The organism is Variovorax sp. 05L425, from assembly GCF_056397705.1.
In genome coordinates this window covers 1-26,197 of sequence record NZ_JBFTNY010000044.1, presented here as the reverse complement: position 1 = coordinate 26,197, position 26,197 = coordinate 1, and the positions used below count along the sequence as shown (strand labels likewise).

Here is a 26,197-nt window from a genome sequence, read left to right as displayed (position 1 = left end):
GGCTGTCGACCGCCAGCTTGCCCGAAGCCACGCCGCTCAGCACACGTGCACCATCTGTGCCGGTGAAGTCCACCGACATGCCGCCCGTGTCCTTGGCCACCGTGATGTGGCCGCTCGTCGCGTCCTGCTTCACCAGGCCAACGCTGCCGCCGTCCAGTTGCTGCGTCAGGTTCGTGACTGAACCTTCCACGTTGGTCACCCGGCCGTCGATGCTGGTGACGCGGTTGTTCACCGTCGTCACGCTGCTGTCCAGGCTGGTGATGTTCGTCGTGTTGATCGCAATGTTGGCCGCGTTGGCCGTCACGTTCTGGTTGGTCGCGTACAGCTGCGAACCGTTCACCACATCCGTGCTGTCAGCCGACAGCGTGCCGGCTCCCACGTTGATGATCTGGCGCTTGAGGGTCCCATTGCCAACCGACACCGCATCGCTGCGGTCGGCGATCGAATTCGCGCCCAGCGCCACCGAATTTGCCGCTGTTGCATTCGCCTTCGAGCCAAGTGCCGCGGAATTGGCGCCCGAGGCAGTCGAATAGTTACCCACTGCCAGCGCAGAACTTGCAGTGGCAAGAGCGTTGAACCCCAGCGCAGAACTATCCGTACCCTGGGCCATCGCGCCTGAGCCCACTGCGGTCCCGTGCGAGCCAGCCACGGTGTAGGCACCCAGCGCCACGCCAGAAAACGCGCTGGTTACCGCCGTATCGCCGAGCGCCGTACCGCCACCTGTAGCGCGGGCGCCACTTCCGATAGCGACAGAATTTACTTGCGTCGCACTCCCCGCGACAAGAGGATTATTCCAATTGTTGGTGGCGGACGTGCCGTCCGTGGTTGCAGTCGCGCCGGCACCGATCGCAACCGATTTCAGAGACGCCGTGGCATCGTCGGTGCCATCCTCCAGGCCGCCGGCCTTGAAGTAGCGCGTCACGCCGCCCACCGCGTTGCTCAGGTTCGTGACCTCGGTGGTGTTGGCGATCACGTTCTGGTTCGTCGCGTGCAGCTGCGCGCCCGTCACCGCATCGGTGCTGGTCGCAGACAAGGTGGCGGCGTCCAGGTCCGTGATCTTGTTGTTGTTCATCTGCACCCGGTCCAGCATCGAGATGCCGGCGGTGCCCTTCAGTTCCAGCAAGCCGCTGGCATAGCCAGTGACCCGGGCAGTCGAAGTAGTGAAGCCATTGCCTCCGGTGGCATCCCCCGCGTTGTTCAACGAAAAGGCCACGTCATTGCCGGTCCCGCAATTCAAAGCGGAATTACTGTCCGTGCCCCACGCCCAACCGTTGCCAGTGCCGGGGTCGCACAACTGCAGGCCGCTATTTGCCGCCATCGCCGAGCCCGACAGCGCGAACAAGCCAACGATGACGCCGAGTCCGGCCGCGAGGACGGCGGACGAGGATTTCTTGCCCCTGGACCGGCTCAATTCCGCAGCGGCGATATATGTACCGGTCTTTTCGCACCAAATGCTCTTGAATGACTTGTTCATCGATATTTCCCAGTTAAAAAAATAATTTCTGAATTGCCAGCACTCCACCACAGCGTGCCGATCGCCTGGATCAGCTAGAGGAATGAGCAACTGCCCGAATGAGTTCAATGGTATTAGTCATGCAATTCAATTGATTTAGGACGATTCTCAAAACACAGCTGCGGGAAGCAGCCTCGCCACCAATTGACGCCTCGCGTGACTTTGTTCCGCGCAAGGCCTGCGGGGGATGAGCACGTCTACCGCAAACTGCAGGCGTTCAGCGGGCGTCGAATCGGCGCTTGCAGGTGATCTCTGGCCTCGAAACTCATCCTTGCAGGTCACGCGCACCCAAGCTTGTTGAGCGCCTCCGACAAACCTGCGTTACGACCTTCCCTGGCATCAACGCGCGACATTGAAGAGAGCTTGGGGGCCACGAGTCCGGCTTTATTCGCACAAGGCGGTAGCCCGGAACAAAGTCACGCAAAGGCGTCAATTGACGGCACGACTGCTTCCCGCAGCTGTGTTCAGAATCGTCCTAAATCGATTGAATCGCATGGCCAATACCATTGAATTCATTCGATCGTTTGCTCATTCCTCTAGCTGATCCGTGCGATCGGTACGCTGCAGTGGAGTGTTGGCAATTCAGAAATTGCTTCTTGACTAGGATGACCAAGCCATTCAAGAGCATTTGGAGAAAGCCGGTACGTATATCGCAGCTGCGGAATTGAGCCGGTCCAACGGCAAGAAGTTGTGCGGCACCGCGTCGAGAATTGCATCGAGCTCGTCATCCCGATGTTGGAGCTTGCGCGCATGGACGAACTGCAGGACGGTCAGTCCCACCAGACATAGCGAGATCAACGCCACCCATGCCCAGTACAGCTCGATCGCCATCGGCTAGCCAAAGAAATAGCTCGCGACACCCAGAAGGCCGGCGAGGAGAGCCAGTGAGCGATTCGCCATCAATCAATGTGCGACGTCGAAAACGCCATGCGCGCCGCCATGTCGGTCGCTCCCTCGGGAATCCGCTGTTCATGGCACCACGACGACGCGTGCCCTATGGGCGAATGCCGCTCGTCCAGCAAGACGGAATGCGTGCGCGCAATCGTCTCCCACTCTGATGTTTCGAAAATCTCCATCGACCCACGCATGCCCACTCCGACGAGCGCGGAGAGCGAATAGTCATTCCACGATCCAAAGTGCGTTCTGGCGCGCGCAGCCAACCGATCCAACAAGATCTCTGCGTGATCTTGCGAGACAAGATCGACCGCACGGGCGAGCCGAATCAAGTACGCAAGTTGCTGGATATCCCAAGCCAGAACGCTCAAATGGCTATGCCTCAATTCGTCGACACGTGCAAGTCGAGCCCGGAGCTTCATGGTGGTGTGGCAATCTTCGATTGCAGCGCGCTCGCCTGAAGAACGCGGCTCGCTCAGCCATGCAGCAATGGCACTCATCTCTGGTAGAGACATCACGCCCAGCCGCTCCACGTGGTCTTCGATCTGGCGCAGACAATCCGATTGCGACACGATCCCCCAGTGCTCCTCAAGGAGCCTCCTGACCCGCGGCTCGGGCAACGCACTTGCCACTCGATTGAAGTTGTCATGCATCAGCAAGGCGAAATTTGCGCTGAGCAGACAGCCAAACAATTGCTCTGCCGACATTGCCTCATTCGGCCGAAATGAAATCTCACGCAACCGGGTCGCCATTGGCAACCCCAGCCTTCCGCGAAGGAAGGTCCATAGAACGAGGCCCCACATGAAGGCCGCACTCAACAATCCCGTCATGATGTTTTCCCCTGGCGCATTTCCAGTCCGGAATGCGCCTTTCCTCAAGTACAAATAAATTGGTCGGCAGGATCTGATTCGACCCTGCCGACCCGTCAATCACCCTCATCCAGGCGCCTGCCACTCGCACGCCTGTTGGCGGCGAAGGGCAGAAAATCTGGGGCCAATGGTATTAATCGTGCAGATCAATGAAATTGGGAAAACTCCGAAAGTGCAACGCAAGGGCGCATGAAAGAAGGCAGTTTGTTGCGCGGCCTTCAGCCTTACGCGAGAACCAGCGAGCGGGTGACCACAGGGGAGTTCAAGAGCGAGGCGGTCGACTTCGTCGGATCGATCGGAGACCATGAAGCGCGTGCCGTCTCCGCGGAACAGCAGCGACGCCGGGCAGCTGATCGTCAGCTGGCTTTCTTACCGTCGAACGGGACCGATGTATAAACCTCCGCTTGTGCCAGGGGCAGCACCAAACCCACAACAACATCTGGAGACAGCGTGGATTCCATAGAACAGAGAACCATCTCGAAAATCAGCTGGCGGCTGTTGCCGCTGCTCATGGTCAGCTACTTCGTCGCCTATCTCGACCGAGTCAATCTCGGCTTCGCCGGCGCCTCGATGTCCAAGGATCTGGGCTTCACGAGCACCGTCTTCGGCAACGCGGCGGGCATCTTCTTCATCGCCTACTTTCTCTTCGAAGTACCAAGCAACCTCGCGCTCGAACGCTTCGGTGCCCGACGCTGGATCGCGCGCATCATGCTCAGTTGGGGCGTGCTGTCCATGGCGCAGGCCTGGGTCGGCGGAGCGACGAGTTTCAACGTCGTGCGCTTCCTGCTGGGCATGGCAGAGGCCGGCTTCTTCCCCGGCGTGATCTTCTATCTCACGCTCTGGTTCCCCGCTGCCTATCGCGCCCGTATCGTCGGCTGGTTCATGTTTGCCGTTCCGATCTCGACCGTGATCGGTTCACCCATCTCCGGCTACATCCTCAACATGGACGGCTTCTGGGGCATGCACGGCTGGCAATGGCTCTTCATCCTCGAAGCCGTGCCGGCACTGGTGCTGACCTTCTTCGTACTGTTGTACCTGCCCGACCGCCCAAAAAATGCGAAGTGGCTCACGCCCGAGGAATGCAACTGGCTGCAGGGCACGCTCGACGCCGAACAGCGGCATCGCGAGTCGATCCACAAGATTTCATGGAAGCAGGCGCTGCTCAACTGGAAGGTCATCTCGCTGGGCATCGTCTACATGGGCATCACGGTCCCGCTGTATGGCCTCGGCTTCTTCCTGCCGCAAATCATCAAGGGCTTCGGCGGGCTGAGCAATGTCGAGATCGGATTCATCAACGCCTTCCCCTATCTCGTCGGCGCGATCGCGATGGTGTTCTGGACGCGCTGGTCCGACGCGCGGCGCGAACGCAAGGTGTTCCTGCTGATCCCGCTTGCCTGCATCTTCTTCGGCCTCGTGGCCGCGGCACAGTTCAATGCACCCATTCCGAAGATGGCCGCCGTCACGCTGGCCGCGTTCGGCATCTTCACCGCCCTGCCCGTCTTCTGGACCGTGCCCACCGCGCTGTTGAGCGGCGTTGCCGCGGCGGCCGGCATTGCGTGGATCAATTCGATCGGCAATCTCGGCGGCTACATCGGCCCGACGATCTTCGGCGTGCTGAAGGACCGCATGGGCAACGACTTCTACGCGGTGCTGTTCCTCGCGCTGCTGTCGGTGGTGGCGTTTGGGCTCGTGCTGGTCGTGGGTCACGACAAGCGCGCGGAACAAGGCGTGGAACCAGTGCGGGCGTAAGGGTCGCCCCGCGCTGCTCGTTAGCCGAGCGGTGAGACGCCGACCATCCTGACGTGGATCCAGAACAGGAACGCGACATACACGACCAGCCCGCCAATGACAGCGATGAAGTCATTGAGCGGACTCGGCGGGGCACCGGGCACCGCATGCGGCACGACGCGTCGCTTGACGGAAATCCGGTCAGCCACCGCCCATAGAAGAAAGGCTCCGAACAGGAGCACGTCAGCCAGCGTTCCATTGGCCAAAAGGTGAGCCGTTGCCCAGAACTTCACGGCAAGCAGCATGGGGTGCTTGGCCGTGCGCTGTATGCGGCCAGGAAAGTAGGCCGCGATGAACAGCGGGAACACCGGCACCATCAGCAGGAGCGCGACATGCCGCAACGCAATCGGCGGCGTGTAGAGCACCACCGGCGCGTGACGCGCCACGCCGTAGCCATAGATCAGCAACAGCAATCCGGCCAGCGAGACCAGCGCATACAGGCCTTTCCAGGTTCGTTCCCCGCGCCTTGCGATCTGCGCTTCGCGCCAGGCGGGGGCGACGATGGACACCGAATGGACGCCAAGAAACAGGATGAGACCAGCGACAAGAAGTGACATGGATGCTCCTCGATGGTGCTGCTGACCGAATCGGCTACCAGGCCGCCGGCAGCTTTCGCAGAATCACGATTCGACCGTCTCGCTGCTCGACATAGCCGCCGGCGGTGAGTTCCTTCATGACGCGGTTCACCATCTCGCGCGAAGAGCCGACGCGATCGGCGATGTCCTGCTGCGTCAGCTTGCGGCGCACCACGCGCTCTTCGCCGACCGCGTCGGACAGGTCGGTCAGCACACGAACCATCCGCCCGTAGACATCCTGCAGCGCCATGCTGCGCACCTGTTCGGTGAGGCGACGCACCATGCGGATGAGTTTGCGCGTGAGATGCAGTGCGAAGTCCGGGTGCTGCGCGAGAAACTGGCGCAACTCGGTGCCCTGGACCACGCGGCATGTGCAGGCTTCGAGCGCCTTGATCGATGCCGAGCGCTTCTCACCGTCGATCGCCAGTTCGCCGAAGTACTCGCCCGGCCCGTATTCGGTGAGAACGACCTCGCGCCCGTCCTCCGAGCTCGCGTAGACCTTCACGCGCCCACTCAGCACGATGTAGAGCGAATCGGTGGTGTCGCCTTCGTTGATCAGGATCGCCTGCGGCGGGAAGGACCGGATCAGTCCATGCGGCGAAATGGCGTCGAGCAGGGCTTGCGGCAAGCGTTCATTGGCGGAACTCATCGGTGGGTCACGAAACTCCTTTGCGCGGAATACTACTGCGCCCGCCCATCGCATGGATGACACGGATGCAATTGCCGCGACAACCCCAAAGCGATGCTTGCCTGTGTAGCGCTTCACTGCTACAAGCCTGTTCGACAACAAACACACACAATCACAATCGCGCCGCACCGCCGGCCGACGAGGAGATCCCCCATGTGGCGAATGAGTCGCAAGCAAGTCGCTCGGCGAGAGCGTATCCATGGCTGGGCGGAGGCCATGGCGGCCTATCCGGCCCCCTTCGACAGCAGTGCCGCGAAGGCATTGCAGGCGAAGATCCAGGGGCAGGTGGTCCTGCCTAGCGATGCGCCCTACGCGGCGTCGCGACAGCTCTCCAACCTGGCGTTCCAGAGCTTTCCTCAACTCATCGTCTACTGCGAGGTCTTCCAGGACGTCTGGGAATGCCTGCAGTTCGCGAGCCAATACGGTTTGTGGATCACCACGCGTTCCGGTGGCCACAGCACGGCCGGCTTCAGCATGAACGACGGCATGGTCATCGACACCAGCCGCTTGAACGGCATCTACGTGGACCCCGATCGCAAGGTGGCGGTGGTCGGACCCGGCACCAACTGGGGACATCTCAACGCGACGCTGGCGGACTACAAGCTGCACGTGCCGACCGGCATTTGCGGCGATGTGTGCGTGGCGGGGTTCATGCAGGGCGGCGGCTTCGGGTTGACCTCGCGGCTCTACGGGATGAACTGCGACAACGTGCGGGAGATGCTCGTGATGTTGGCCGACGGGCGCATCGTGCGCGCGGCGCGCGACAGCAATCCCGACCTGTTCTGGGCAATGCGCGGCGGCACGGGCAACAACTTCGGCATCCTGCTTCAGGTGACCTACGAGTTGCGCGATCTGCCGCCGCTCTGGGGTTTCGGCCTGGAATGGCCGATCGACAAGGCGCCCGCCGCCCTGGCCGCCCTGCAGGCCGACTACATGCGAAGCGGCGCGCCGCCCGAGCTCGGCTACATGGGCGCGCTGGTTCGCCTCGGCCCCAAGCTCGACCCCGTGCTGGTCATGCGCGGCACCTACTGGGGTTCGCCCGCGCAGGGCAGGAAAGCATTGAAGCCATTGATGGACAGCACAGGCGCCACACTCAAGCTCAACAAGGTCGGCACCTACTTCGAACTCAACGATTGGCTGTTCGAGAACATTCCGCCCTGCCCCGACCTGGCGCGCGAGGACAAGCAGTCCACCAACATCGCGCGGCGGCTCACGGTGGCGGAATGGCGCAAGGTCTGCAAGCGCTTCACCGAGAGCCCGGACCCGTGGACCGCCGTGGCCATCGAGCCGTACGGCGGCGCCATCAACCGCGTGCCGCGCGATGACACGGCCTTCGTGCATCGCGACGCCGACATGAACCTTTTCGTCGACGTGTTCTGGATGGACGAGCCGCAGCGCCAGAAGGTGCAGGCCTACCTCGACGACTTCATGACGCTCCTCGATCCGATGGGCAATGGAGAGTCCTACCAGAACTACCCGCGCCTCAGCCAGACCGACTACCGCCAGCGCTACTGGGCCGAACAGTTTCCCCGTCTGTTGTCGATCAAGCGCAAGTACGACCCCGGCAACACGTTCCGCTACGCCCAGAGCGTCTGCCCGGAGCCGGGCGGCCGGTGGCCTGCTCCGGCGGGCGATCCGATCGTGCCGGCGCCCTGGGGGCCGCCGCCGATCGATCAGAAGACCTGAAGGAGTGTCCGATGCGCACCTTGGTCAATATCTACTTCAATCCGCCCATGGCGGTCGCCCGCGTCGGGGCCAGCCCGACACCGATGGCTGCCTTCGAATGGGACACCGCCAAGACCGCGCACGGCGGCACGCAGACCGTCATCAAGCCCGCCTTGAGCTTCGACATCGCGCCCGACGGAACCCTGCGGCCCCACATGCCCCGTGAGATCCGCTTCAAGGACGCCGACGGCTCGATTCGTCCGGTCGCTCCGTTCTTCGAACTGTGGGCAACGCTGCTGCGCCCGCACGACGGACAACTCAAAGAGTGCCCGTTGACCCTCGGCCTTCTGAAGGAACTCGGCATCGGGATCGACCACGTGGCGCTCGAAGTGACGGCCTCCAACCTCAAGGCCGCGCGCCGCACCGGCGACGAAGCCTGCGGGTTCACGGCCCGCGTCGAGATCGCCGGCAAGGATCACAGCGAACGCGCGCTCCTGGCCTTCAGCCGGCACACCTCGGGGCAGCAGCCGCTGGTGCTGCACGACAAGCCCATCCCCATCGGCAAGGTGCAATGGATACGGCCGGTGGAGCAGGCAGCCGAAGGCGTCGACCTGTCGGCTTTGCGGCTGCGCTTCACACCTGGCACGGGCGAGGTCTACGGTCCGCCGCAAGCAGCTTACGGACCGGATCGCCAGACGGTCACCGGGCCGCTCGACATCGAGGAATTCTCGAAGAAGGAAGACGGCCGCGTCCACATGATCGTCAAGTCGAAGAACCGCATCCTCAGCGACGCCACGGTGTTCTCGCGCTACCAGATGACCAACGGCCTGTTCGAAGACCCGCAGCCGCAGGACGGCTACGACGGCGCGGACGACGGCGATTGCGTGGCCTGGGGCGTGGTGGACGACACCTGCGATGCGCTGATCACGGCGTCCGTGGCTTGGCGTGGCGAACGCTATGGCGCCGCCGCGCGCGTGTTCGTCGGACCGCCGCAGTACGCGCCCGATCGACGGCCGTTCTACAACGTCGCCTCCGACCTCGCGGACCGTGACCTGCCGTTGATGAAAGTGACCCCCGAGAATTTCGAAGCGGTCAAGTGCGAGGTGGTGGAGTTGTTCCGGCGCGTGTTCGAGACCGCGAGTTCGCTCAACCTCGATGCCGCGCGCACGGAGGCTCTTCAGGACAACCAGGGCAAGATGGGTTCGACGAGCGTCCCCAAGGACGGGTTGCCCGCGGTCGGCAAGGAAAGCATGACGCGCGAGGACAAGCCTTTCATCGACCGCGTGCCCGACCTGACGCCGGGCCAGGCGATCTCTGTATTCACCACCAGCGTGCGCGGCGATCGCCTGACCTATACCGAGGTCGTTCCTTTCGTTCACGGGCAGTTGATGGACGAGGTCGTGCTGCTCGACTTCCTGCGCCGCCGGCATGACCATGTGCGCAAGCTCCTGCGTCCGCCCTTCGGCCTGCTGTCCCAATGGGACGAGGAGCCCGGACCGCAGCCCCATCCCGAATTCCGCGATCCGCGCGTGCTGCGCGATGTGCTGCACGACATGCGCATGCCGCCGTACATGCGCGACGCCTACTACGTTCCCTTGTCGCTCTCGCGGCGGCAGTACCACATGATGATTGACTTCCTCGATCTGCTGGTGGCGACGCCGGAGGCAAAGCAATGAGCGCCGCGCCGGGCCGCCCCAAGCAAGCTCGCACCGCAGTGCGCAGCACGGAGGTTAGCTTATGAGCGACCGCATCCAGCCTCGCAACCGCACCGCCCGGGCAGCGGTGATCGGCAACCCGGCGACCTCACGCATCGATTCGGCCGTCGCGAACTGCTTTCCCGGCCTTGAACTCGACGTGCGCGCGCTCGAGGGGCGATTCTTTCCAGGGCTGCTGTTCTGGGTGGTCGCCGCGCCGGTGGCGCCGGTAGCGGGCGCCATTCCCAACCAGGCCGGCATCCACCTGAAGTACCTCGACTACGAAGCCGACCCGATGCTGCCGGAGCGCAGCGACGAGCCGTGGGTGCAGAAGCTGCTTGAAACGTACCAGGGCGACACCGGCATCGCGTTGAGCGCCGGACGCTGGTATCTGCACTGGATCGAGCAAGGTGGCAAGCGCATTCCTTGCCATGACGATCAGGGCAACGCGTACGACGGCGAGCTGATCTGGCGCTTCATCCGCTGCCTGGCGCCGGGCGAGCCGCTGAAGATCGCGTTGATCCAGCGCGACGGCCCCGCGGGTCAGGCACCCGTCGAACTGGAGGGATACCGGCGCCGCTACACCACGCACAACGGCGTCATCGACGCCGCCTATCCGCCAGGCGAGTTGACCGGGGCGATGTGCAATCCGTGGCAGCACGACTTCCGCGACTGCGCATGCTACTACTGGGCATCGAACCACCCGGATGTGGTGCTCGGCGAGGGCGATGGCAAGAGCCTGCCGGACGGCTCACCCGCCGGGGCGACGGATTCGATGCTCTGGCTCGATTGGCTGCGTCGCGATCGCAGCCCGGCGGGCGCGGTCGGTGCGCCGGCATCCCGTGCCGCGGCGCGGCCTGCGCAACTCGACCACTTCGAGATCAACCATCGCTGGCAGGACCTGGCCTATGTCATCGGCGGGCGCGAAGTGGGCGCGACATACGTGCCGCCCATGGCCCCGGTCGCCAAGCCCTATGCCAATCCGCAGGAGATGATCGCCGAGCTGCGCACGCGACTCGCGCCCCTGGAGCTGACGCTCGCCTACCAGTATCTCTACGCGCTCTTCTCCCTGAAGGATCCTCCGCCCTCGCCAAAGCCGGGCACGCCGCCCGCACCGTGGCCCACGCTGGCCGCCGACCTCGTCACCGCACGCCAGTTCGTCACGCTGGTCGCGGTGAGCGAGATGACGCATCTGCGCTGGGCCAACCAGTTGCTGTGGGAACTCGACCGTGCCGGCTTCTACCCGCCGGGTGAGCACTACGAGCCTGTGCTCCAACCGCTCGCTTCGTCCACCCAGATTCAGGGCATCCAGCTGTCCGCGTTGCGCCCACTCGACCTGCAGGCGCTGGACGACTTCGTCCGCATCGAACGCCCGGGCGGCCCCCTGGACACGGCCTATGCGCGCTGCGTGGTGACGCTCGAACAGGACATCTACCCGCGCGAGCTGTATGAGTTGGCCGTTCGGATCGACACCGATGGCACGCAGCACTACGCGCGCTTCCGCGACGTGCGGCTGGCGTTGCAGACTTATCGCCATGCCTCCGGCCCGTCGCCCTATCTCCTGGACGTGCGGCCTGGCACACGTGACGAAGCGCGCGCGGCGCTGGACCTGCTCGCCGCTTTGCTGAAGGAATTGCGCACGGCCTACATCGCCGAAGCGGAAAGGCGCTACGACGACGCGCAAGCCGCGATCAACCAGTCGCGCCTTGCGATGGACAGCCTGCGCACCGAAGCCTTGGCACTGGCGGCGCGCGGCATTGGCATTCCGTTCTTCGACGTGCCATGACTCAGATCACCGTGCCTGTATCGTCGATCGGCCGGCGCGTTCGCACGCCGACGTGGCCGACCGAGGTGCATTGCTTCGACACCGAACATGGCACGCACGCCCTGGTGGTGGACGCTTCGCGCGTCTACGACGTGCCAGCGGATTTCGCCGGAGGACTTATCGAAGCGGCACGGCAAGGCGGCGCGACGGCCGAGCGCCGGTTGCTTGCAGCGTACGGTCTGGAGCAACCACGGGCGATCGGCGATGCGATCGACACGCCGCCGGTCAATGCCATCGCGCTGGCGGTGTCCGAGCACTGCAACCTCGGCTGCGGCTACTGCTATGCCGACGGCGGGAGCTTCGGCGGCGAAGCGAAGCACATGCCCTGGGAGACGGCACGCGCGGCGATCGACCAGCTGCTCGACGGCGTGGCGCCAGGCGGCATCGCCAAGATGGCGTTTCTCGGCGGCGAGCCGCTGCTCAATCGTTCGGTGCTCCGACAGGCCACCGAGTACGCGACGGAACGCACCGCCGCGAAAGGCCAGACGCTGCGCCTCGCGCTGACCACCAATGCGACGGTGCTAAACGCCGACGACGCCGCCTTCCTCGCCGCGCACGGCTTCGCCGTGACCGTCAGCATCGATGGCGAACGCGAACTGCATGATGCGTTGCGCCCCACGCTGGGCGGCACCGGCAGCTACGACCGCATCGTGGCGCGCCTGCCGACGCTGCTCGCACGACAGGGTGAAAGACCGCTACATGGTCGCTCGCCAATGCAAGTGACGGCGCGCGTCACGGTCACGCCACGGCATCGCGCCCTGCGCGCGACCATCGAGCACCTGATGGAACTCGGATTCCACACCGTCGGCGTTTCACCGAGCCTGAGCGCGCGCGACCCTTCGCTGCAACTGGCAGCCGGCGACCTCGACGCCCTGCTGGCGCAGATGATCGACTGCGCAGCCGAGTTCGAACGCCGCGCGGTGGCGGGCGGGCACTACCCGTTTTCCAACATGCTGTCCGCGATGCAGGAGATTCACCGCGGCACGCACCGCCCTCTTCCCTGCGGCGCCGGCGCGGGCTATCTCGGCGTCGCGGCCGATGGCGAGCTGAGCGCGTGCCATCGATTCGTCGACGATCCGCGCGCGGCCATGGGCAGCGTGTACGACGGTGTCGACGACGAGGCGCGCAGTCAATGGCTGGCCACGCGTCACGTCGATCGGCAGGAACCCTGTCGCAGTTGCTGGGCGCGCTATCTGTGTGGCGGCGGTTGCCATCACGAAGTCCTGCACCGCGGGCGGGTGGCCTGCGATTTCATCCGCGGCTGGCTCGACCATTGCCTGCGTGCCTATGTGCGCATCTCCGAGCAGCGTCCCGGTTTTTTCCGCTGAGGTCTGCGTCCTCGGCGGCGGGCCCGCAGGGGCGGCTGCGGCGCTGCGCCTGTCGCAACAGGGGCATCGGGTAGTGCTGGTGGATCGGCCTCCGCGCGCTCGGGTGCGCGCTGGGGAATCGTTGCCGCCTTCCGTGCTGCCGTTGCTCGCCACGCTGGGGTTGCGCGCGCAGATCGAGGATGCCGGCTTTCTGCGCACGCGCGGCGCCCTCGTCCATTGGAATGGCAACGCGCCCCCGATGGCGCAGAGCCAGGCTGCGGAGCCCGGCCTGCAGGTAGAGCGCGAACGCTTCGACGCGCTGTTGCTCGATGGCGCGCGAGCCGCCGATGTGCAGGTCGTGCGTGCCAGTGCCGAGTCGCCTGTTCGCGTCGACGCGCATTGGCATGTGCCGTTGCGTGAAGGAGGCTCGGTCCGATGTGAAGTACTGATCGATGCGCGCGGACGCAGGGCTCATCCGGTCGAGGGTCCGCGGACCGTGGCCTTGTGCGCCGACTGGCCGGGCCCTGCGCCAGCGGACTCGCGCACGCGCGTCGAAGCCGGCGAGTCGGCTTGGTGCTGGGCGCTCCCCTTGTCCAACGGCGGCGTCACCGCCGCGGCGTTCATCGATGCGCAGCATTGCGCCGGCATCGACGCGGTCGAACGCACGCAGCTCTATCAAGGCTTGATCGCCGCATCGCCTTTGTTGGCAGATCTGCTCGCCGGTCGTCAATGCGGCAAGGTGCTGGCGTGCGATGCGACGCCGGGTGCGGTAGCCGACGCGGCGCCGGAACCGGGCCTGCTGCGCGTGGGCGAAGCGGCATTCGCCATCGATCCCCTGTCGTCGCAAGGCGTCGCGGCAGCGCTGCGCTCGGCGGTGCAGGCGGCGGCCTGCGTGCGGACCGCGCTGCGACGCCCCGACGACGCGGCGCTTGCCTGGGCCTTTCATCGCGCGCAAGCGCAGCGCGCGATGCATTGGCACGCGCGGCTCGCGGGCGGCTACTACGCGCAAGCGGCCGAGCGGCACGAAGACGCGTTCTGGTCCAGCCGCGCCGCGCCAGCCGATGCGGCACCGTCGGCGCAACGCCCCTGGCCGGGACTCGACGATCGGCTCGCACTCGATGCGCAGGCCCGCTGGAGCCACGAGCCCGTGCTCGCGGATGGGTGGGTCCGCGCGAGCGACGCGCTTCGACATCCGACGCTGGATTCGCCGATCGCATTCCTGGGCGGACAGCCGGTGAGTGATTGGCTCTCGCCACTGGCATCGAGACCGGCGTTGCGCGATCTGCTCGATACCTGGCATCAGCGCTTCGGCGAGACCCGCACGCTGGCCGTTTGGCCGATGCTCTGGCGGCAGGGCCTGATCGTGCCCGCGAACCCAGCCTCAGTCGAATCCGCCGGCCGCCAGTGAGCGCAGTGCACGCTGCTCGAAAGCCGTCGCCTTCTGCGCCCGTGCCACGGCCAGTGCGCGCCGCAGGTCCGCCTCGGGCGTCTCGACGAGCAGTTCGCCGCGCACGCGCCACATCTCCGCCTCGATCCAGCGCTCGCCCGTGGATTCGATGCCGCTGCGCGCGGCATCCAGAAAGGTGCGCGCTGCGTCCATGTCGCCGCACATCGCGTGCGCACGGGCCAGCAGCAACTCGGAGAAGGGCCGGTAGTTGCGGATACCGCTGGCCCACCACTGCACAGAGCTTTCGCGCATGGTCTTCAATCCCGCTTCGAGATCGCCATCGAAGGCACGCGCCGCACCGAGGAAAAAGCGCCCGCCGCTTTCCATCACAGGAAAGCCGCGCTTGATACCCACCTCGATGGTGCGCTCCGCCAGCGGCGGAACATGGGCCCAGTCCTCGTGGACCGCCAGCAGCAGGCAATAGAAGACGAGCGCCTGGGCGATGCTGTGGGCATGATCGATCTGGTCGGCCCACGCAAGCCCCTCGCGCTGCACTTCGAGCGCCGCGTCGACATGACCCTGCACCATCCGGGTCAGCGCCAGGAAGTTCGACGTCATCACCTTGTGGTCGATGCCGAGTTGCGTCGCAATGGAGGCGTGTCGTTCGGGCTCGTACAAGGCCAGCGAGCGTTCGAGATGGGTCGCGGCCGTCGTCGGATCGCCGACATGCAAGGCCACCGCACCCACGGCGCGCAGGCCGATCATCTCGAACATTCCGTCGCCGTTGGCGCGCGCCACATCGAGCAGCGACTGGGCCGAGTCGAGCGCGCCCGCGTATTGCGCACTCACCAGGTGGTAGGAATACAAGCCGTTGAGCGCCGGAATCAGCCGACGCTGATCGCCGAGTTGGCGCGCCAGTGCACTCGCCCTCTCGTAGGCCGCGCCGGTCGCCGGTGCGCCGACGCCTTGCAGCGCGCGCAAGGCGCTGGCCAGCGGAATCTGCAGCGTCAGTTCGAGCGCATCGCGGTCGAGACCGGATTCGAGGCCGGGCAGGAGGTTCATGCCTTCCTGCAGATGCGCCAAGGCTTCACGGACCGCCGAACGCGCGAGCGCGTGTTCGCCGGCATGCTGCCACTGCACGATGGCCGGCCGTATCTGGCCTGCACCCGTCAGATGGCGGGCCAGGGTCTCGGGCTCGACCTCGACGGTTTTTGCGAACCGCTCCTGCAGCACTTCGGCGATGCGCCGGTGTACCGCCTGCCGCGCGCTTCGCAGCAGCGAATCGCCGGCCTCCGCCTGCAGCAGCGCGTGGCGAAAGGTGTAGCGCTGCGGCACGGAGCCCGGCATGGCCTGAAGGATGTCGCCCGCTGTCAGATGTGCCAGCACCCGCGTCATCTCGCCAGGGCTCATCCCGCAGACAGCGCCCAGCAGGTCGGTCGAGAATTCGCGGCCGAGCAGCGCAGCGGTCTGCGCGACCGACTTGGCCGGGCCCATGCGATCCAGGCGCGCCATCAGCGACGCGTGCAGGCTCGCCGGGACCTCGATGCTCATGGTGCTGACGACGGAATCGATCACCGAGCGCGTGATCTGCTCCGCATACAGCGGCACGCCTTCCGCGATGCTGGCGATGCGCTCCACCAGCGCGGGAGCGAGCGCATGGATGGCCGCCACTTGCTGGATCAGGTGTCGGATGTGAGCGCCGTCCATGCGATCGAGCGTCACGGTGGCCGTCGTCGCAGGAGCGTCCCACGGCGGAACGAAGTCGGGCCGCGCGGTCACGAGAATCAACAGGCCCGGTTGCGGCGGGCCTTCGAGCAGCAGCTTCAGCACGGCCAGCGTCGAAGGATCTGCCCAATGGACGTCTTCCCACACCATCAAGGCCGCGCGATCACGTGCGGCGGCACGCAACCAATCGAGCAGCAAGGTCTGCAGGGATCGCATCAACACCGGCGGCGGGATTTCCGGCGCACCTGCGGCGGTATCGAAACCCGGTCCGGTCAGCGCGGCGAGCAGTCTTGCCGCGTCCGGACGGTCGATGCCGTCGGCCTTCAGCATCGCATCCAACCGCGGCAACACGTCATCACCGGGGGCGTCGGGGTTCAGTCCGGCGCGCAGCAGCAACTGGCGAGCCACCGGATGCAAGGCGCTTTGGCGATGGAAGGCCGAGCAGCGCAGCACCTGGACGCTGCCACCGTTCGCCTCCACATGGGCGCAGAGCTCGTCAGCAAGACGTGTCTTGCCGAGACCGGCTTCGCCAACCAGCGAGACGGCGAAGCCCTTGCCGCCGCACACGGTCTTCCATGCATCCTGCAACGTGCCGAGATGACCTGCAGGGTCCTCCAGTTCCGGTCGCGCGAAGCGACGATTGCCGGCGTTGAGTTGTCCCACGACCCTTGCAAGGCGCACAGGATTGGCCGGGTCCTTCAGCACCACCGGGCCGAGATCGTCGATGACGAAGCGCAGGGGCAGCAGGTCGAGCGTGGCCTGGCTCACCAGCACCGTGTTCGGCTCGGCCACGCCCTGGATGTGCGCGGCAAGGTTGGGCGCCTCGCCCAGCGCCAGCCTGCTCGGATTGCGCGCATCGCCGAGCCCGCCGACCACCACGAGCCCGGTGTGAATACCCACGCGGACCGCCAGCCCGCCCGCCACGCGCGGCCCGAGTCGGTCGCTGAGACGAAGCACCGTTTGCACGATCGACAAGCCCGCCTGCACGGCACGCTCGGCATCGTCCTCGTTGGTCACCGGGTAGCCGAAATAGGTCAGGATCCCGTCGCCCAGGAACTGCGCCACATGACCACCGAGCGGACGCAAGACCGCCGCGCATTCGTCGTGGTAGCTGCGCACGATGTCGCGCAGGTCTTCGGGGTCGAGGCGGGAGGACAGCTTTGTCGACCCGACGAGGTCGCAGAACATCACCGTGAGCTGGCGCCGCTCGGCGGGCGTTTCCTCCACCGGCGGACGCCAGACGAGCACGAGGCCGTCCTCGTCGAACGCGACGCGGCGACCGAGGATCAGTTCGTTCTTGACATCGGTCAGCGTCGCCGGATCGAGATGGAACTCGCGCTGCAATAGGCCGTACGTGGCCCTTTGTCGGGTCTTGAGAAACTCGGCGACGGCATCCAGGACGGACTCGAAACTCATGCTGCGGCTGCCGAGTTTGTGGGGAGGGCGAAAAACTCAAGCAGTATATGCGGCGACCACCTCTCTTCCGTCGAACGCCATCCCCTGAAAGAGAGATGGCCCGCTCCGGCGCTTTCTGCTGCAATCCCCAGCGACACGCACTCGCCGGAGGGAACGCCATGACCGATGTCCAAGCCGTGGGCGCGCTGCTCACCTCGACGCAAATCAAGAGTGCCCAGGCCATCGTCAATCTGTTCGAGACCGGCACCGTGCTGGGCGACTACGGCCAGGTGACGCTGATCGACGGCGATACCGGGCACCTCACTTATGGCCGGTCGCAAACCACGCTCGGCTCCGGCAATCTGGCGACGCTGCTGCAGCGCTATTGCGCGAACCACGGCGCGCGCTTCGGTGCGCGGCTCGCAAGCTCGCTCCCCCGCTTCGCGCAGCGCGACCTCACGCTCGACACCGACATGAAGCTGCACAACGTGCTGCGCGCATGCGCCGATGACCCCGTGATGCGCGACACCCAGGATGGCTTCTTCAATGACGTCTACTGGCGGCCCGCCTATGCCACGGCAGGCAAGCTCGGCATCGTCTCGCCGCTCGGCGTGGCCGTGGTGTACGACAGCAGCGTGCATGGCTCGTGGGTCCTCATTCGCGACAAGACCGTCGCCGCGGTGGGTGCGGTCGGTGCGGCCGGCGAGAAGACGTGGATCCAGGCCTACGTTTCAGCCCGCAGGAACTGGATGGCGACGCACAAGCGCCCCGACATCCGCGCCACGGTCTATCGCATGGACGCATTCCAGCGCTTGATCGACCAGGGCTTCTGGGGGCTGGAACTGCCGCTCGTCGTGCGTGGCCAGGAGATCTCGGCGGCCACGTTGTCGGCAACGCCGCCGGGCTGCTATGACGGGCCGCCGCCCGGATCGCGCGTGCTCGCGGTCCAGTCGCCGCTTGCGCGCGGGCTCGATGTCCGGCTGCTGCAGCTTGGGCTGTCGGATCTGGGCGCGGACATCAAGGCCGATGGCGTGTTCGGGCAGGCCTCGCTGAAGTGCGTCAAGGCGTTCCAGGCCGCGCAAGGCTTGCCGGCCACAGGCATTGCCGATGTGCCGCTGATCGCGAAGATCGTCAACTGAGGTCGCAGGCGCTGCGTTCGAGCGGCACCCTGCTCCAGCGTCCGTTCTCGGCGGCGCTCTCGAAAGCCGACTGGAAGAAGGAGAGCAGCGCGGTTTCCGGGTCCGGATCGTTGCGAACGGCCTCGTACGGCAGCACGTATTCGCGCAACTGAGGGTCGTACCGAGCCGCTGCCGGAAGCACTGCATGCGTCGCGTAGCCCGGCGGCTCCGGGTAGGCATAGGCATAGAACGCGGGTCCGGCGACCGCGCCGCCGCCGGGCCAGAAGCCGCAACTGGCGCATTCGTGGGAATAGGCCTCGACCATGACGTGATCCGGACAGTTCGGCACGCCGCCCGGATGAGGCGGCGCCGTCCGTCCGGAAAATCGCGTGGCCGCCAGGTCGAAGGCGCCCCAGAAGAAGTGCACGGGACTCTGCTTGCCATCGAAGGCGCCGCGATAGCGCTTCAGCACGCGATCCGTGCTGGCGACGATGCGCCACCAGCGGTTCACGGCGTCTGCGTCATAGGACGTGTGCTCCCGGTCCTGGGCAAAAGGAATGGCGGGATCGACCTCTACCGGCGAAGGCATGATCACCGGCTCGACCCCGAGCGCCCGCAAGGCCGCCTGATACTGCGCAAACCAGTCGGCCACGCAGCAGGGCGCGAGCGCAAAGCTGTGCGTTGCGCCATCGCTGCTGCGCATCGAGAGCGCGTGCGAGATGAAATCGAACTCGACCTCGATGCTCCGGTCGCCATAGGGCATGGCCGAAGTGGTCAGGCCGCGCGGCGTCACATAGAAAGCGACCTGCCACCAATGGTTCTCCATCGGCGCCAGCGCGAGACGCGTCTTGCCGACGATCTGCGTCCACATGTGCAGGGTGGCATAGGTGTCGCGCCATGCGTCGAGCGGCAACGCCGGCCAAGCCTGCGCAACCGCCACCTGCCTTGCCAATGAGTCCATGTCTGGGTCCCCGTCAGGTCGATGGGACCCATGTTAGCCAGCTTCGCCTGCACGCGATTGTTTCAATCCTGTGAACAGGGCATCCGTGCCGCGTGAAGACTTCCCGCCATCGTGCGCTTGAGAATCGGCCGCTCTGGCTTCCAAACGGACGCCGTGTCACATTGATCTACCGATGGCCCTGCTCCGCCGATGCCTGCTGGACGTCCGAATCCTGCAAGGCGACCATGACACCTCAGCGCTCGACTGCGGCGTCCTCGCGCGCGATCTGGAAGAACGCGTCGTCTTCGCCCAGGGCGAGGCCGCCGCTCAGGCCCGCCTGAGAAATCCGCTGGCCGGCGCCAGCCACTCGACCTCTTCCGCCGTCAACCCGGAAAGCTGAGCCGCATCGCGGACGAAGAGCATCTTTTCTTCTTCCAGCAGAAAGCACGCGAGCGCATCCGGGCCGTCCGGCGCGCGCATCACGCGCAGGGTGCAGCCGCCGACCTCCAGCCGCTCGCCGTGCGATGTTGAAAGCCCATGCAATGTCAGTATCTGGCGGACCGGACCCGGTGCCGATGCACGCAGCACAATGGCGTGGGCTTCGTCGTCGGGACAGGCGGTGACCAACGCCCACTCGTCGCGCTCGCCACCGATGAAATAGCTGTTGACCAAGGCATCGCCGCTCTGCGCCGTCACGCGCAGCACACGAGGCGAAAGCCGCATCGCCAGGCCGTGCGTGAGTTCGTAGCGGCCATGGTTTTGGCCGTCCGGATCGATGCGCGAGAGTTCGTCATAGGCCGGATCACCCGGGTTCACAGGCCTGCGACCAGCGGGACCGTCGGCCAGGCGGGGCATGACGAGCGGGACTTCGCGCAAGCCGCGCGCGTGCTCCATGCACTCGGCTGCGCTGCCGAAAGCCGCGAGTTGCTCCAGGATGCGCCGCTGCACGTTCATCAACCGCAGTCCGCGCGCCGCGTCGAGCGCTTCGGCCGGGCGAAGCCACAGGTGTTCGACCGTTTCCCGTCCGTCAGGACGTGCGCTCTGCGCTGCCGGCGCCAGCGCCACGAAAAAACGTGTGTCGAAGCGTCGCGGCATGCCCGGCGGCGTGAGCCAGTGGCTGAAATAGGCGAGCTGGTCGACGGCAAGCCGCCATCCACGGCTGTCGCAGAGCCGCAGGAACGCGTCACCGCCCTCTTCCACGGCCAGTCGCAGCGCAGCGACTTCGCTCGGCGACATGTCGTCGAGCGCCACCAGCCGATCGTCCGCATCACGGGCGAAGAGCAATCCGGCTTCTTCGAAGCATTCGCGAACGGCGGCGGCGTAGTAGTCGAGGCCGTTCGCCAGGGTGGCGAGGCGCCGGCTGGCAGCGACGTCGTCGACACCGATGCAGCGCGCGTGCAGCGCGCGGTCGTTCGCGTCGACGGTACCGCCGGGAAAGACCGCGGCGCCGCTGTTCTGGTCCGCTTCCTTCTCGGCGCGACGCAGCATCAGCACCTCCAGTCCGGAAGGGCTGTCGCGCAGGACGATCAAGGTGGCAGCGACGCGAACCGGGCGCACCGGCGCAGTCGGTGGAATATTCGTGGGAGTTGTCATGGACTTGTCGTGGGGCTGTCTGGTTTTACCAGCAACGCCCCCGCATGACGCGTCGCGCGCACGACGCAGAAAAACCTGCCTTCATACCCCGAAACCGCCGGGAAGGCAAGAATCGTTTTGAGGAGGCGGTCGGCCCCCGCTTGTCCCAAACTTTGTACCGTCATGACAAGGCGGAGAACCCGTGGTCAAGAAGATTCAGCTCAACGACGAACAGTGGAACACCCTTCAGGCGCTCCGTGAGGCGCATGCCCAGCGGCGGCCGACCCACGCGATCAGGATCTCCGAGCGCCTGCGGTCGAATGGGCTGGTCTCCTCCGACCGCCAAGGCTGCAAGTTTCTGACCGAACAGGGTCTCCAGCGGTTGAACCAGGGCCGTTGAAACATCCCCGCCACGCCTTGGAACTCGCCCACGGCCTGCCATTACTTTTACTGACACCACGGTGGCACGCATCGTGCACAACCTTCTCGATGGTCTCCTCTACCGTCGATACGCTGCGGCAACGGCTCCGCGAAATGACAAGCCGAGCCCAGGCGCTGCGCGTTTTTCTCACGCTCGCAAGCCTGATGGCGACTTGCCTGCTTCTTGGGCATCCACACGCGGTCACGCCGCTCTTCCTCGGAGCGATCGCGAGCGCACTGGCCGAAACGGACGATAGCGGACGGGGGCGCTTTCGCTCGCAGATCGTGACGCTGATCTGCTTCGCGGCGGCGGCCGCGGCCGTGGAGACATCCATCGGCATACCCATCCTTTTCATCGCGGGCCTCGCGCTGGTCGCGTTCTGGCTGACGATGCTCGGCGCCGTCGAGCCACGCTACAAGGCCATCGGCTATGCCACGCTGATCCTCGCGATGTACACCACGCTCGGCATCGAGAACCAGGCTGGCGACGCGGCCCGCAGGCAGCAAGAGATCGTCCTGTTGCTCGCCGGGGCCGCCTGGTACGGCGTTTTCTCGGTCGGTTGGTGCACCGCATTTCCGGCACAGCCGGTGCAGGCGCGCCTTGTGCGGCTGTTTTCGGTGCTCGGCGACTATGTGCGGTTCAAGGCGTCACTGTTCGAGCCCTTGCGCGGTATCGACATCGAGCGCAAGCGGCTTTCCCTGTCGCAACTCAACGCCGACGTGGTGAGCGAACTCAACGCCGCGAAGGAAAGCATTTTTCGCCGCATCGGCGCGCGTGAGCCAACGGGCCGCATCGCGCGCTATCGCGGCCTCTACCTGATCGCCCAGGACGTGCACGAGCGCGCGAGCTCGTCGCATGACGACTACAACGCACTCGCCGACACCTTCTTCCACAGCGACCTGCTGTACCGCTGCCAGCGCGTGCTGGACTTGCAGGGCCAATCCTGCCTGCGGCTCGCCCGGTCGATCGCCCGGCGCGAACCCTTCACGGCCGACGGCGTCACCGTACAGGCGCTGGCGGACCTGGGCAGCGCCATCGAGCACGAACGCATGCATGCGCGCGAGCCGCGCCGGATTTCGCTGCTGGCCTCCGTCGAGGCACTGGCGCGCAATCTCGAGCAACTCGACAGCCAGCTCGCCGGCGCCACGCAGCCGTCGGCGAAGGCCGGCCGCAACGACATGGGCCTGCTCGACCGCTCGCCACGATCCTTGCGCGATGCGGTGGAGCGCGTGCGGCGCCAGCTCACAACGCAATCGCCGCTGTTCCGCCACGCGGCGCGGCTCGCCGTCGCGCTCCTGGCTGGCTGGGGCGTCATGCAATGGATCCATCCGGTGCAGGGCTACTGGATCCTGCTGACCACCCTTTTCGTCTGCCAGCAGACCTGGGGTGACACCGTCTCGCGCATGGGGCAGCGCATGGCGGGCACCGCCGCCGGGGTGGTCATCGGCTGGGCGCTGCTGGGGTTGTTTCCGCAGCACTGGCTCCAGTCGCTGCTGGCGGTGGCTGCGGGCGTGCTCTTCTTCGCGGCACGCGCCACACGCTACCTCGTCGCGACGGCCTGCATGACCGTGCTCGTGCTGATGTGCTTCAACCAGGTGGGCGACGGCGGCGTACTGATCGTTCCGCGGCTGATCGACACCGCCATCGGCAGCCTGATCGCCGGGCTCGCGATGCTGCTGGTGCTGCCGCACTGGCAGGCGCGCCGCTTCAACGAGCTTGCCGCCACGGCCCTGCGCAACCATGCGGGCTATCTGCGTGAGATCGCCAAGCAATACCGTTCCGGCCCGCACGACGACTTGCCCTATCGGCTGGCCCGGCGCAACGCCCACAACGCGGACGCGGCGCTCGCCATTGCGGTGTCGGAGATGTTTCGCGAGCCCGGCTTCGTGCGGCCGCGCGCGGGCGTGGCGCTGCGCTTTCTCATCCAGTCGCACACGCTGCTGAGCTATCTCTCGGCTCTGGGAGCGCATCGCGTGGCGCTGAAAGATCCGGCGCAGGCCATCGCCATGATGAATGTGGCGGACGAGACGGCGACTCTGCTGGAAGTCCTGGCCACCGGCCTGCAGCGCGCAGCGTCGGACCCGGACGAAGCGGCGGCCAGGCTCGCGTCGCACAAGACGCCGGCGCCGCTGCCCAACGGACAAGACGCCGATCCGGCCGTACAGCTCGTGCGGACCGAACTCGCGCTGATCGCGCTGCAGATCGAGGCCCTGCGCGACCATGCCCGGCAATGGCTGCAGCTCAAGGACGCCGCGCCGGAACTGGCAGCGGCTACATCGCCCTGACTTCCAGCGCGTTGTCTACCGCTCCGACGCCTTTCACGCCCTTGGCGATTTGTTCCGCCCGCGCCTTTGCCGACGCGGTGGGCGCGGCGCCGGCCAGGCGGACCGTGCCGGCCTTCGTCTGGACGTCGATGTGGGCAGCGTTCAGTTCCGGGTCCTTCGCCAGCGCGGACGACACCGACATGGTGATGGCGGCATCGTCCGTCGTGGATACCGCGGCCCCGCCAAGGTTCTTCACGGCGTCCTTCACGGCACCGACATCCTGCCTGACCTCGGGCGAGTTGAAGTAAGCCTTGGTCTTGTCGCGCGCAGCTTCGGCCAGCTCGGCAGCTTTTTCGGCGGCTGCCGCGGTTGCCTTCTCGGTCTTGTCGACGGCGGCATCCAGCTGTTGGCCGGCGGATTCGTTCTTCGCGGTTCGGTCGGTACACGCGGTCAGCGCCAAGACACACGACGCGGCCATCAGCGCGGACAGCAGATTCCGACCCCTGCTCCAGCCTTGATCACTCATTCAACGACTCCTTTCCGTGCGGGGCCCAGGACGCGGGCCGATCCGCACAACTTATTCGCTTGGGACTCGGACGGCACGCCGCCGCCGCCGCAATGCGCTGTAGGCAGACGGCGCGACGCCAGGCCGATGTCGGCGAAGCCTCCTTTTTGATCCCGCATGATGAAAGCGAATTGCCTGCTGTTACACGCAGAATTTGCATTTAATAAGGAAGTTCGCAGGGAAAAAGTCACGGGGCAATACCGTTGTAACAGCACCCTATGGTTATGAAAACATCACGAAAGGATTTGCAAGAAAGCTTGTCGGGTAGGACGCTTCCCACGTACAACCCGGCATCTTCTGAAAACTCGAGGTCTTTTTTTTGAAATCGCTAGATAAAAGTTCGCTTCTGCTGCTTATTGCGGCAAGCACCCTTTCAGCTTGTGGAGGTGGGGGAAACAGTGGCGTCGGCGCCCTCGGGGGGACCAGCACGGGCACAGGCACCGCCGCGGCGTCCAGCGTCGACGGCAGCGGCACCTTGGTGGCCGATGGGGGCTCGGCCAGCGCGGGCTCCGGATCGACCAAGGACGCCAAAGTTTTTGCGGCGGCAAAGCCTACGACCATCGCCGCGGAGGGCGCCAGCTTCAACGTCGCCAACGGCACCGTGGTGAGCTTTGGTGCGGGGTCCAACTGGGTCACCAAGACCGTCAGCGGTGCGGGTACATGTAGCGTCGGATTCTTCGGCTCCGATCCGGCTCCGATGGTGGTCAAGTCCTGTCAGATAGATTCGACGGCTGCTCCGGCGCCAGCGCCAGCTCCCGCACCGGCCTACACGACCGTTGCCGCCGAGGGCGGTACTTTCAACGTCCCCAGCGGCACCGCGGTTCAGTATGGCGCCGGTTCCAGCTGGATCACCAAGACCGTCAGCGGCGCAGGCACGTGCAGCAACGCATTCTTCGGCTCCGATCCGGCGCCCATGGTGGCCAAGTCCTGCCGGGTCGCATCGGCAGCCCCGGCCCCCGCCCCGGCTCCGGCGCCATCCCCGGCTCCTGCTCCTGCTCCCGCACCGTCCTACTCCACCATTGCCGCCGAGGGCGGTAGCTTCAACGTGCCCAGCGGCAGCACGGTTCGCTATGGCGCAGGTTCCAGCTGGATCACCAAGACCGTCAGCGGCGCGGGCACATGCAGCAACGCCTTCTTCGGCTCCGATCCGGCGCCGATGGTGGCAAAGTCATGTCAGGTCGCATCGGCATCAGCACCGGCACCGGCGCCTGCTCCAGCACCGGCGCCTGCCCCAGCACCGGCGCCCGCTCCGGCAGCTGGCAGTGACATCGTCGATTCGTCCTTGACGGTCATCCCCGCTTCCTACACGGCGATGGCTGCGCAATTGAGCAAGGACGCCGGCATCGCCTACCGCTACGGTCCTGATGCCGCGTCGTACGGCACGGCCAACACAGGCCCCTCGCTAACCAAGCGCACGGACATCAAGCTCACCGCGCCGGCGCAGGACGTCCCGTTCTACTGGTCGGTCGGCGGTCCCGTGACGAGCAATCCTTCGGCCTATTCCACGAACCAGGGCAATGCGATCTTTACGGCCGACGACCCGACGCAGCGTGTCGGCGTGAGTCTGCTTCAGACCTCCGCCTACATGTACAACGTGTTCGCCCAGCTGCCGCAGCTTGCCTGGCAAATGGACATGGCGACGGGCAAGGGCATCGATACGCCGAACGTCATGAACTACAAGGCCGCCGGCATCACCAGCGGCAACCCGGTGGCCATCGGCAGTTGCAAGGGTGCCGCCGGCTTCTGCGCCGAAGGCGTGGTCGCCTTCCAGAACGGCGCGATCGGTACGGTGAGCAGCAACACGGCAAGCAACAACGCTTCGGCCATGCTTGCCCCGAACAAAGTGCCCACGGGCGTTGCGGTGACCAACGGCAACGAGTTCGCGCTGGTGACGGTGTGGGACACCGCGGCGCTGAAGGGCCAGGTTGCCGTGGTGGCACTGGCCGGCCTGTGCGACGGCTGCTCCATCAACAATCCGGCGGGCTGGTACAA

General features: G+C 65.6%; 18 protein-coding genes and 1 pseudogene. 10 read left to right on the top strand and 9 right to left on the bottom strand.

From position 1 onward, the window contains the following. The 3 genes from AC1DN9_RS29175 to AC1DN9_RS29165 form a co-directional block, all read right to left on the bottom strand. Positions 1-1,582: YadA family autotransporter adhesin (locus tag AC1DN9_RS29175; protein WP_478105858.1), on the bottom strand; the 1,582-nt coding region annotated here is incomplete at its 3' end. A gap of 549 nt (positions 1,583-2,131) precedes the next feature. Then, complete coding sequence (locus tag AC1DN9_RS29170; RefSeq protein WP_478105857.1) at positions 2,132-2,344, bottom strand: hypothetical protein; 213 nt, start codon at positions 2,342-2,344, stop codon at positions 2,132-2,134. A gap of 68 nt (positions 2,345-2,412) precedes the next feature. Continuing rightward, positions 2,413-3,237 carry a DUF1266 domain-containing protein gene (locus AC1DN9_RS29165; protein ID WP_478105856.1) on the bottom strand — a complete coding sequence of 275 codons (825 nt, stop codon included), beginning with the start codon at positions 3,235-3,237 and terminating at the stop codon, positions 2,413-2,415. Between the two features lie 489 nt (positions 3,238-3,726). Between AC1DN9_RS29165 and AC1DN9_RS29160 the strand changes: the two genes are divergently transcribed. Further along, positions 3,727-5,025 carry an MFS transporter gene (locus tag AC1DN9_RS29160; protein ID WP_478105855.1) on the top strand — a complete coding sequence of 433 codons (1,299 nt, stop codon included), beginning with the start codon at positions 3,727-3,729 and terminating at the stop codon, positions 5,023-5,025. A gap of 20 nt (positions 5,026-5,045) precedes the next feature. On the opposite strand, the gene AC1DN9_RS29155 is transcribed toward AC1DN9_RS29160, so the two are convergent. Then, on the bottom strand, positions 5,046-5,621 hold the full coding sequence (locus tag AC1DN9_RS29155) for an NnrU family protein (protein ID WP_478105854.1): 576 nt from the start codon (positions 5,619-5,621) through the stop codon (positions 5,046-5,048). Positions 5,622-5,655: 34 nt separating this feature from the next. Next, positions 5,656-6,288 (bottom strand): Crp/Fnr family transcriptional regulator, encoded by a 633-nt coding sequence (locus AC1DN9_RS29150; protein WP_478105852.1) that lies wholly within the window; start codon positions 6,286-6,288, stop codon positions 5,656-5,658. Positions 6,289-6,489: 201 nt separating this feature from the next. Here AC1DN9_RS29150 and AC1DN9_RS29145 point away from each other — a divergent pair, with 201 nt between their 5' ends. The 5 genes from AC1DN9_RS29145 (at position 6,490) to qhpG (ending at position 14,226) form a co-directional block, all read left to right on the top strand. Next, positions 6,490-8,013, top strand: coding sequence for an FAD-binding oxidoreductase (locus AC1DN9_RS29145; RefSeq protein ID WP_478105850.1), 1,524 nt, complete (start codon positions 6,490-6,492; stop codon positions 8,011-8,013). 11 nt (positions 8,014-8,024) lie between these two features. Then, positions 8,025-9,668, top strand: coding sequence for a hypothetical protein (locus AC1DN9_RS29140; RefSeq protein ID WP_478105848.1), 1,644 nt, complete (start codon positions 8,025-8,027; stop codon positions 9,666-9,668). Between the two features lie 61 nt (positions 9,669-9,729). Continuing rightward, positions 9,730-11,472: a ferritin-like domain-containing protein gene (locus AC1DN9_RS29135; RefSeq protein WP_478105846.1), complete on the top strand. Its 1,743-nt coding sequence runs from the start codon at positions 9,730-9,732 to the stop codon at positions 11,470-11,472. Further along, positions 11,469-12,839, top strand: coding sequence for an SPASM domain-containing protein (locus AC1DN9_RS29130; protein WP_478105844.1), 1,371 nt, complete (start codon positions 11,469-11,471; stop codon positions 12,837-12,839). The genes AC1DN9_RS29135 and AC1DN9_RS29130 overlap by 4 nt, the downstream gene beginning before the upstream one ends. Next, positions 12,799-14,226: a flavin-dependent monooxygenase QhpG gene (qhpG, locus tag AC1DN9_RS29125; protein WP_478105842.1), complete on the top strand. Its 1,428-nt coding sequence runs from the start codon at positions 12,799-12,801 to the stop codon at positions 14,224-14,226. The genes AC1DN9_RS29130 and qhpG overlap by 41 nt, the downstream gene beginning before the upstream one ends. On the opposite strand, the gene AC1DN9_RS29120 is transcribed toward qhpG, so the two are convergent. Beyond that, entirely contained in the window at positions 14,200-17,346 is a 3,147-nt protein-coding gene (locus AC1DN9_RS29120; protein ID WP_478105840.1) for an adenylate/guanylate cyclase domain-containing protein, read from the bottom strand. The two genes, qhpG and AC1DN9_RS29120, sit on opposite strands and share 27 nt — an antisense overlap. A gap of 158 nt (positions 17,347-17,504) precedes the next feature. Between AC1DN9_RS29120 and AC1DN9_RS29115 the strand changes: the two genes are divergently transcribed. Continuing rightward, the gene (locus AC1DN9_RS29115) at positions 17,505-18,464 is read left to right on the top strand and encodes a chitosanase (RefSeq protein WP_478105838.1); all 960 of its coding nucleotides are present in this window, start codon (positions 17,505-17,507) and stop codon (positions 18,462-18,464) included. Here the strand turns inward: AC1DN9_RS29115 and AC1DN9_RS29110 are convergent. Together AC1DN9_RS29110 and AC1DN9_RS29105 are read right to left on the bottom strand one after the other, a co-directional pair. Continuing rightward, positions 18,457-19,404 carry a DUF5996 family protein gene (locus tag AC1DN9_RS29110; RefSeq protein ID WP_478105836.1) on the bottom strand — a complete coding sequence of 316 codons (948 nt, stop codon included), beginning with the start codon at positions 19,402-19,404 and terminating at the stop codon, positions 18,457-18,459. The two genes, AC1DN9_RS29115 and AC1DN9_RS29110, sit on opposite strands and share 8 nt — an antisense overlap. Positions 19,405-19,710: 306 nt before the next feature. After that, positions 19,711-20,976: an NUDIX hydrolase gene (locus tag AC1DN9_RS29105; protein ID WP_478105834.1), complete on the bottom strand. Its 1,266-nt coding sequence runs from the start codon at positions 20,974-20,976 to the stop codon at positions 19,711-19,713. A gap of 181 nt (positions 20,977-21,157) precedes the next feature. Between AC1DN9_RS29105 and AC1DN9_RS29100 the strand changes: the two genes are divergently transcribed. Both AC1DN9_RS29100 and yccS read left to right on the top strand, forming a co-directional pair. Further along, positions 21,158-21,355, top strand: coding sequence for a hypothetical protein (locus AC1DN9_RS29100; protein WP_478105832.1), 198 nt, complete (start codon positions 21,158-21,160; stop codon positions 21,353-21,355). 89 nt (positions 21,356-21,444) lie between these two features. After that, complete coding sequence (yccS, locus tag AC1DN9_RS29095; RefSeq protein ID WP_478105830.1) at positions 21,445-23,661, top strand: YccS family putative transporter; 2,217 nt, start codon at positions 21,445-21,447, stop codon at positions 23,659-23,661. On the opposite strand, the gene AC1DN9_RS29090 is transcribed toward yccS, so the two are convergent. Beyond that, complete coding sequence (locus AC1DN9_RS29090; protein WP_478105828.1) at positions 23,648-24,166, bottom strand: BON domain-containing protein; 519 nt, start codon at positions 24,164-24,166, stop codon at positions 23,648-23,650. The genes yccS and AC1DN9_RS29090 overlap by 14 nt on opposite strands. Positions 24,167-24,680: 514 nt before the next feature. On the opposite strand from AC1DN9_RS29090, the pseudogene AC1DN9_RS29085 reads away from it, so the two are divergent. Next, positions 24,681-26,197 (top strand): annotated as a pseudogene (locus tag AC1DN9_RS29085) (hypothetical protein); the annotation flags it as partial.

Excerpts from the sequence above, each read along its gene's own strand:
- AC1DN9_RS29105 (WP_478105834.1), bottom strand. The coding sequence starts at position 20,976 with ATGACAACTCCCACGAATATTCCACCGACTGCGCCGGTGCGCCCGGTT.
- AC1DN9_RS29145 (WP_478105850.1), top strand. The coding sequence starts at position 6,490 with ATGAGTCGCAAGCAAGTCGCTCGGCGAGAGCGTATCCATGGCTGGGCG.
- AC1DN9_RS29090 (WP_478105828.1), bottom strand. The coding sequence starts at position 24,166 with ATGAGTGATCAAGGCTGGAGCAGGGGTCGGAATCTGCTGTCCGCGCTG.
- AC1DN9_RS29140 (WP_478105848.1), top strand. The coding sequence starts at position 8,025 with ATGCGCACCTTGGTCAATATCTACTTCAATCCGCCCATGGCGGTCGCC.
- AC1DN9_RS29155 (WP_478105854.1), bottom strand. The coding sequence starts at position 5,621 with ATGTCACTTCTTGTCGCTGGTCTCATCCTGTTTCTTGGCGTCCATTCG.
- AC1DN9_RS29120 (WP_478105840.1), bottom strand. The coding sequence starts at position 17,346 with ATGAGTTTCGAGTCCGTCCTGGATGCCGTCGCCGAGTTTCTCAAGACC.
- yccS (WP_478105830.1), top strand. The coding sequence starts at position 21,445 with ATGGTCTCCTCTACCGTCGATACGCTGCGGCAACGGCTCCGCGAAATG.
- qhpG (WP_478105842.1), top strand. The coding sequence starts at position 12,799 with ATGTGCGCATCTCCGAGCAGCGTCCCGGTTTTTTCCGCTGAGGTCTGC.
- AC1DN9_RS29115 (WP_478105838.1), top strand. The coding sequence starts at position 17,505 with ATGACCGATGTCCAAGCCGTGGGCGCGCTGCTCACCTCGACGCAAATC.
- AC1DN9_RS29165 (WP_478105856.1), bottom strand. The coding sequence starts at position 3,237 with ATGACGGGATTGTTGAGTGCGGCCTTCATGTGGGGCCTCGTTCTATGG.
- AC1DN9_RS29170 (WP_478105857.1), bottom strand. The coding sequence starts at position 2,344 with ATGGCGATCGAGCTGTACTGGGCATGGGTGGCGTTGATCTCGCTATGT.
- AC1DN9_RS29130 (WP_478105844.1), top strand. The coding sequence starts at position 11,469 with ATGACTCAGATCACCGTGCCTGTATCGTCGATCGGCCGGCGCGTTCGC.
- AC1DN9_RS29110 (WP_478105836.1), bottom strand. The coding sequence starts at position 19,404 with ATGGACTCATTGGCAAGGCAGGTGGCGGTTGCGCAGGCTTGGCCGGCG.
- AC1DN9_RS29135 (WP_478105846.1), top strand. The coding sequence starts at position 9,730 with ATGAGCGACCGCATCCAGCCTCGCAACCGCACCGCCCGGGCAGCGGTG.
- AC1DN9_RS29150 (WP_478105852.1), bottom strand. The coding sequence starts at position 6,288 with ATGAGTTCCGCCAATGAACGCTTGCCGCAAGCCCTGCTCGACGCCATT.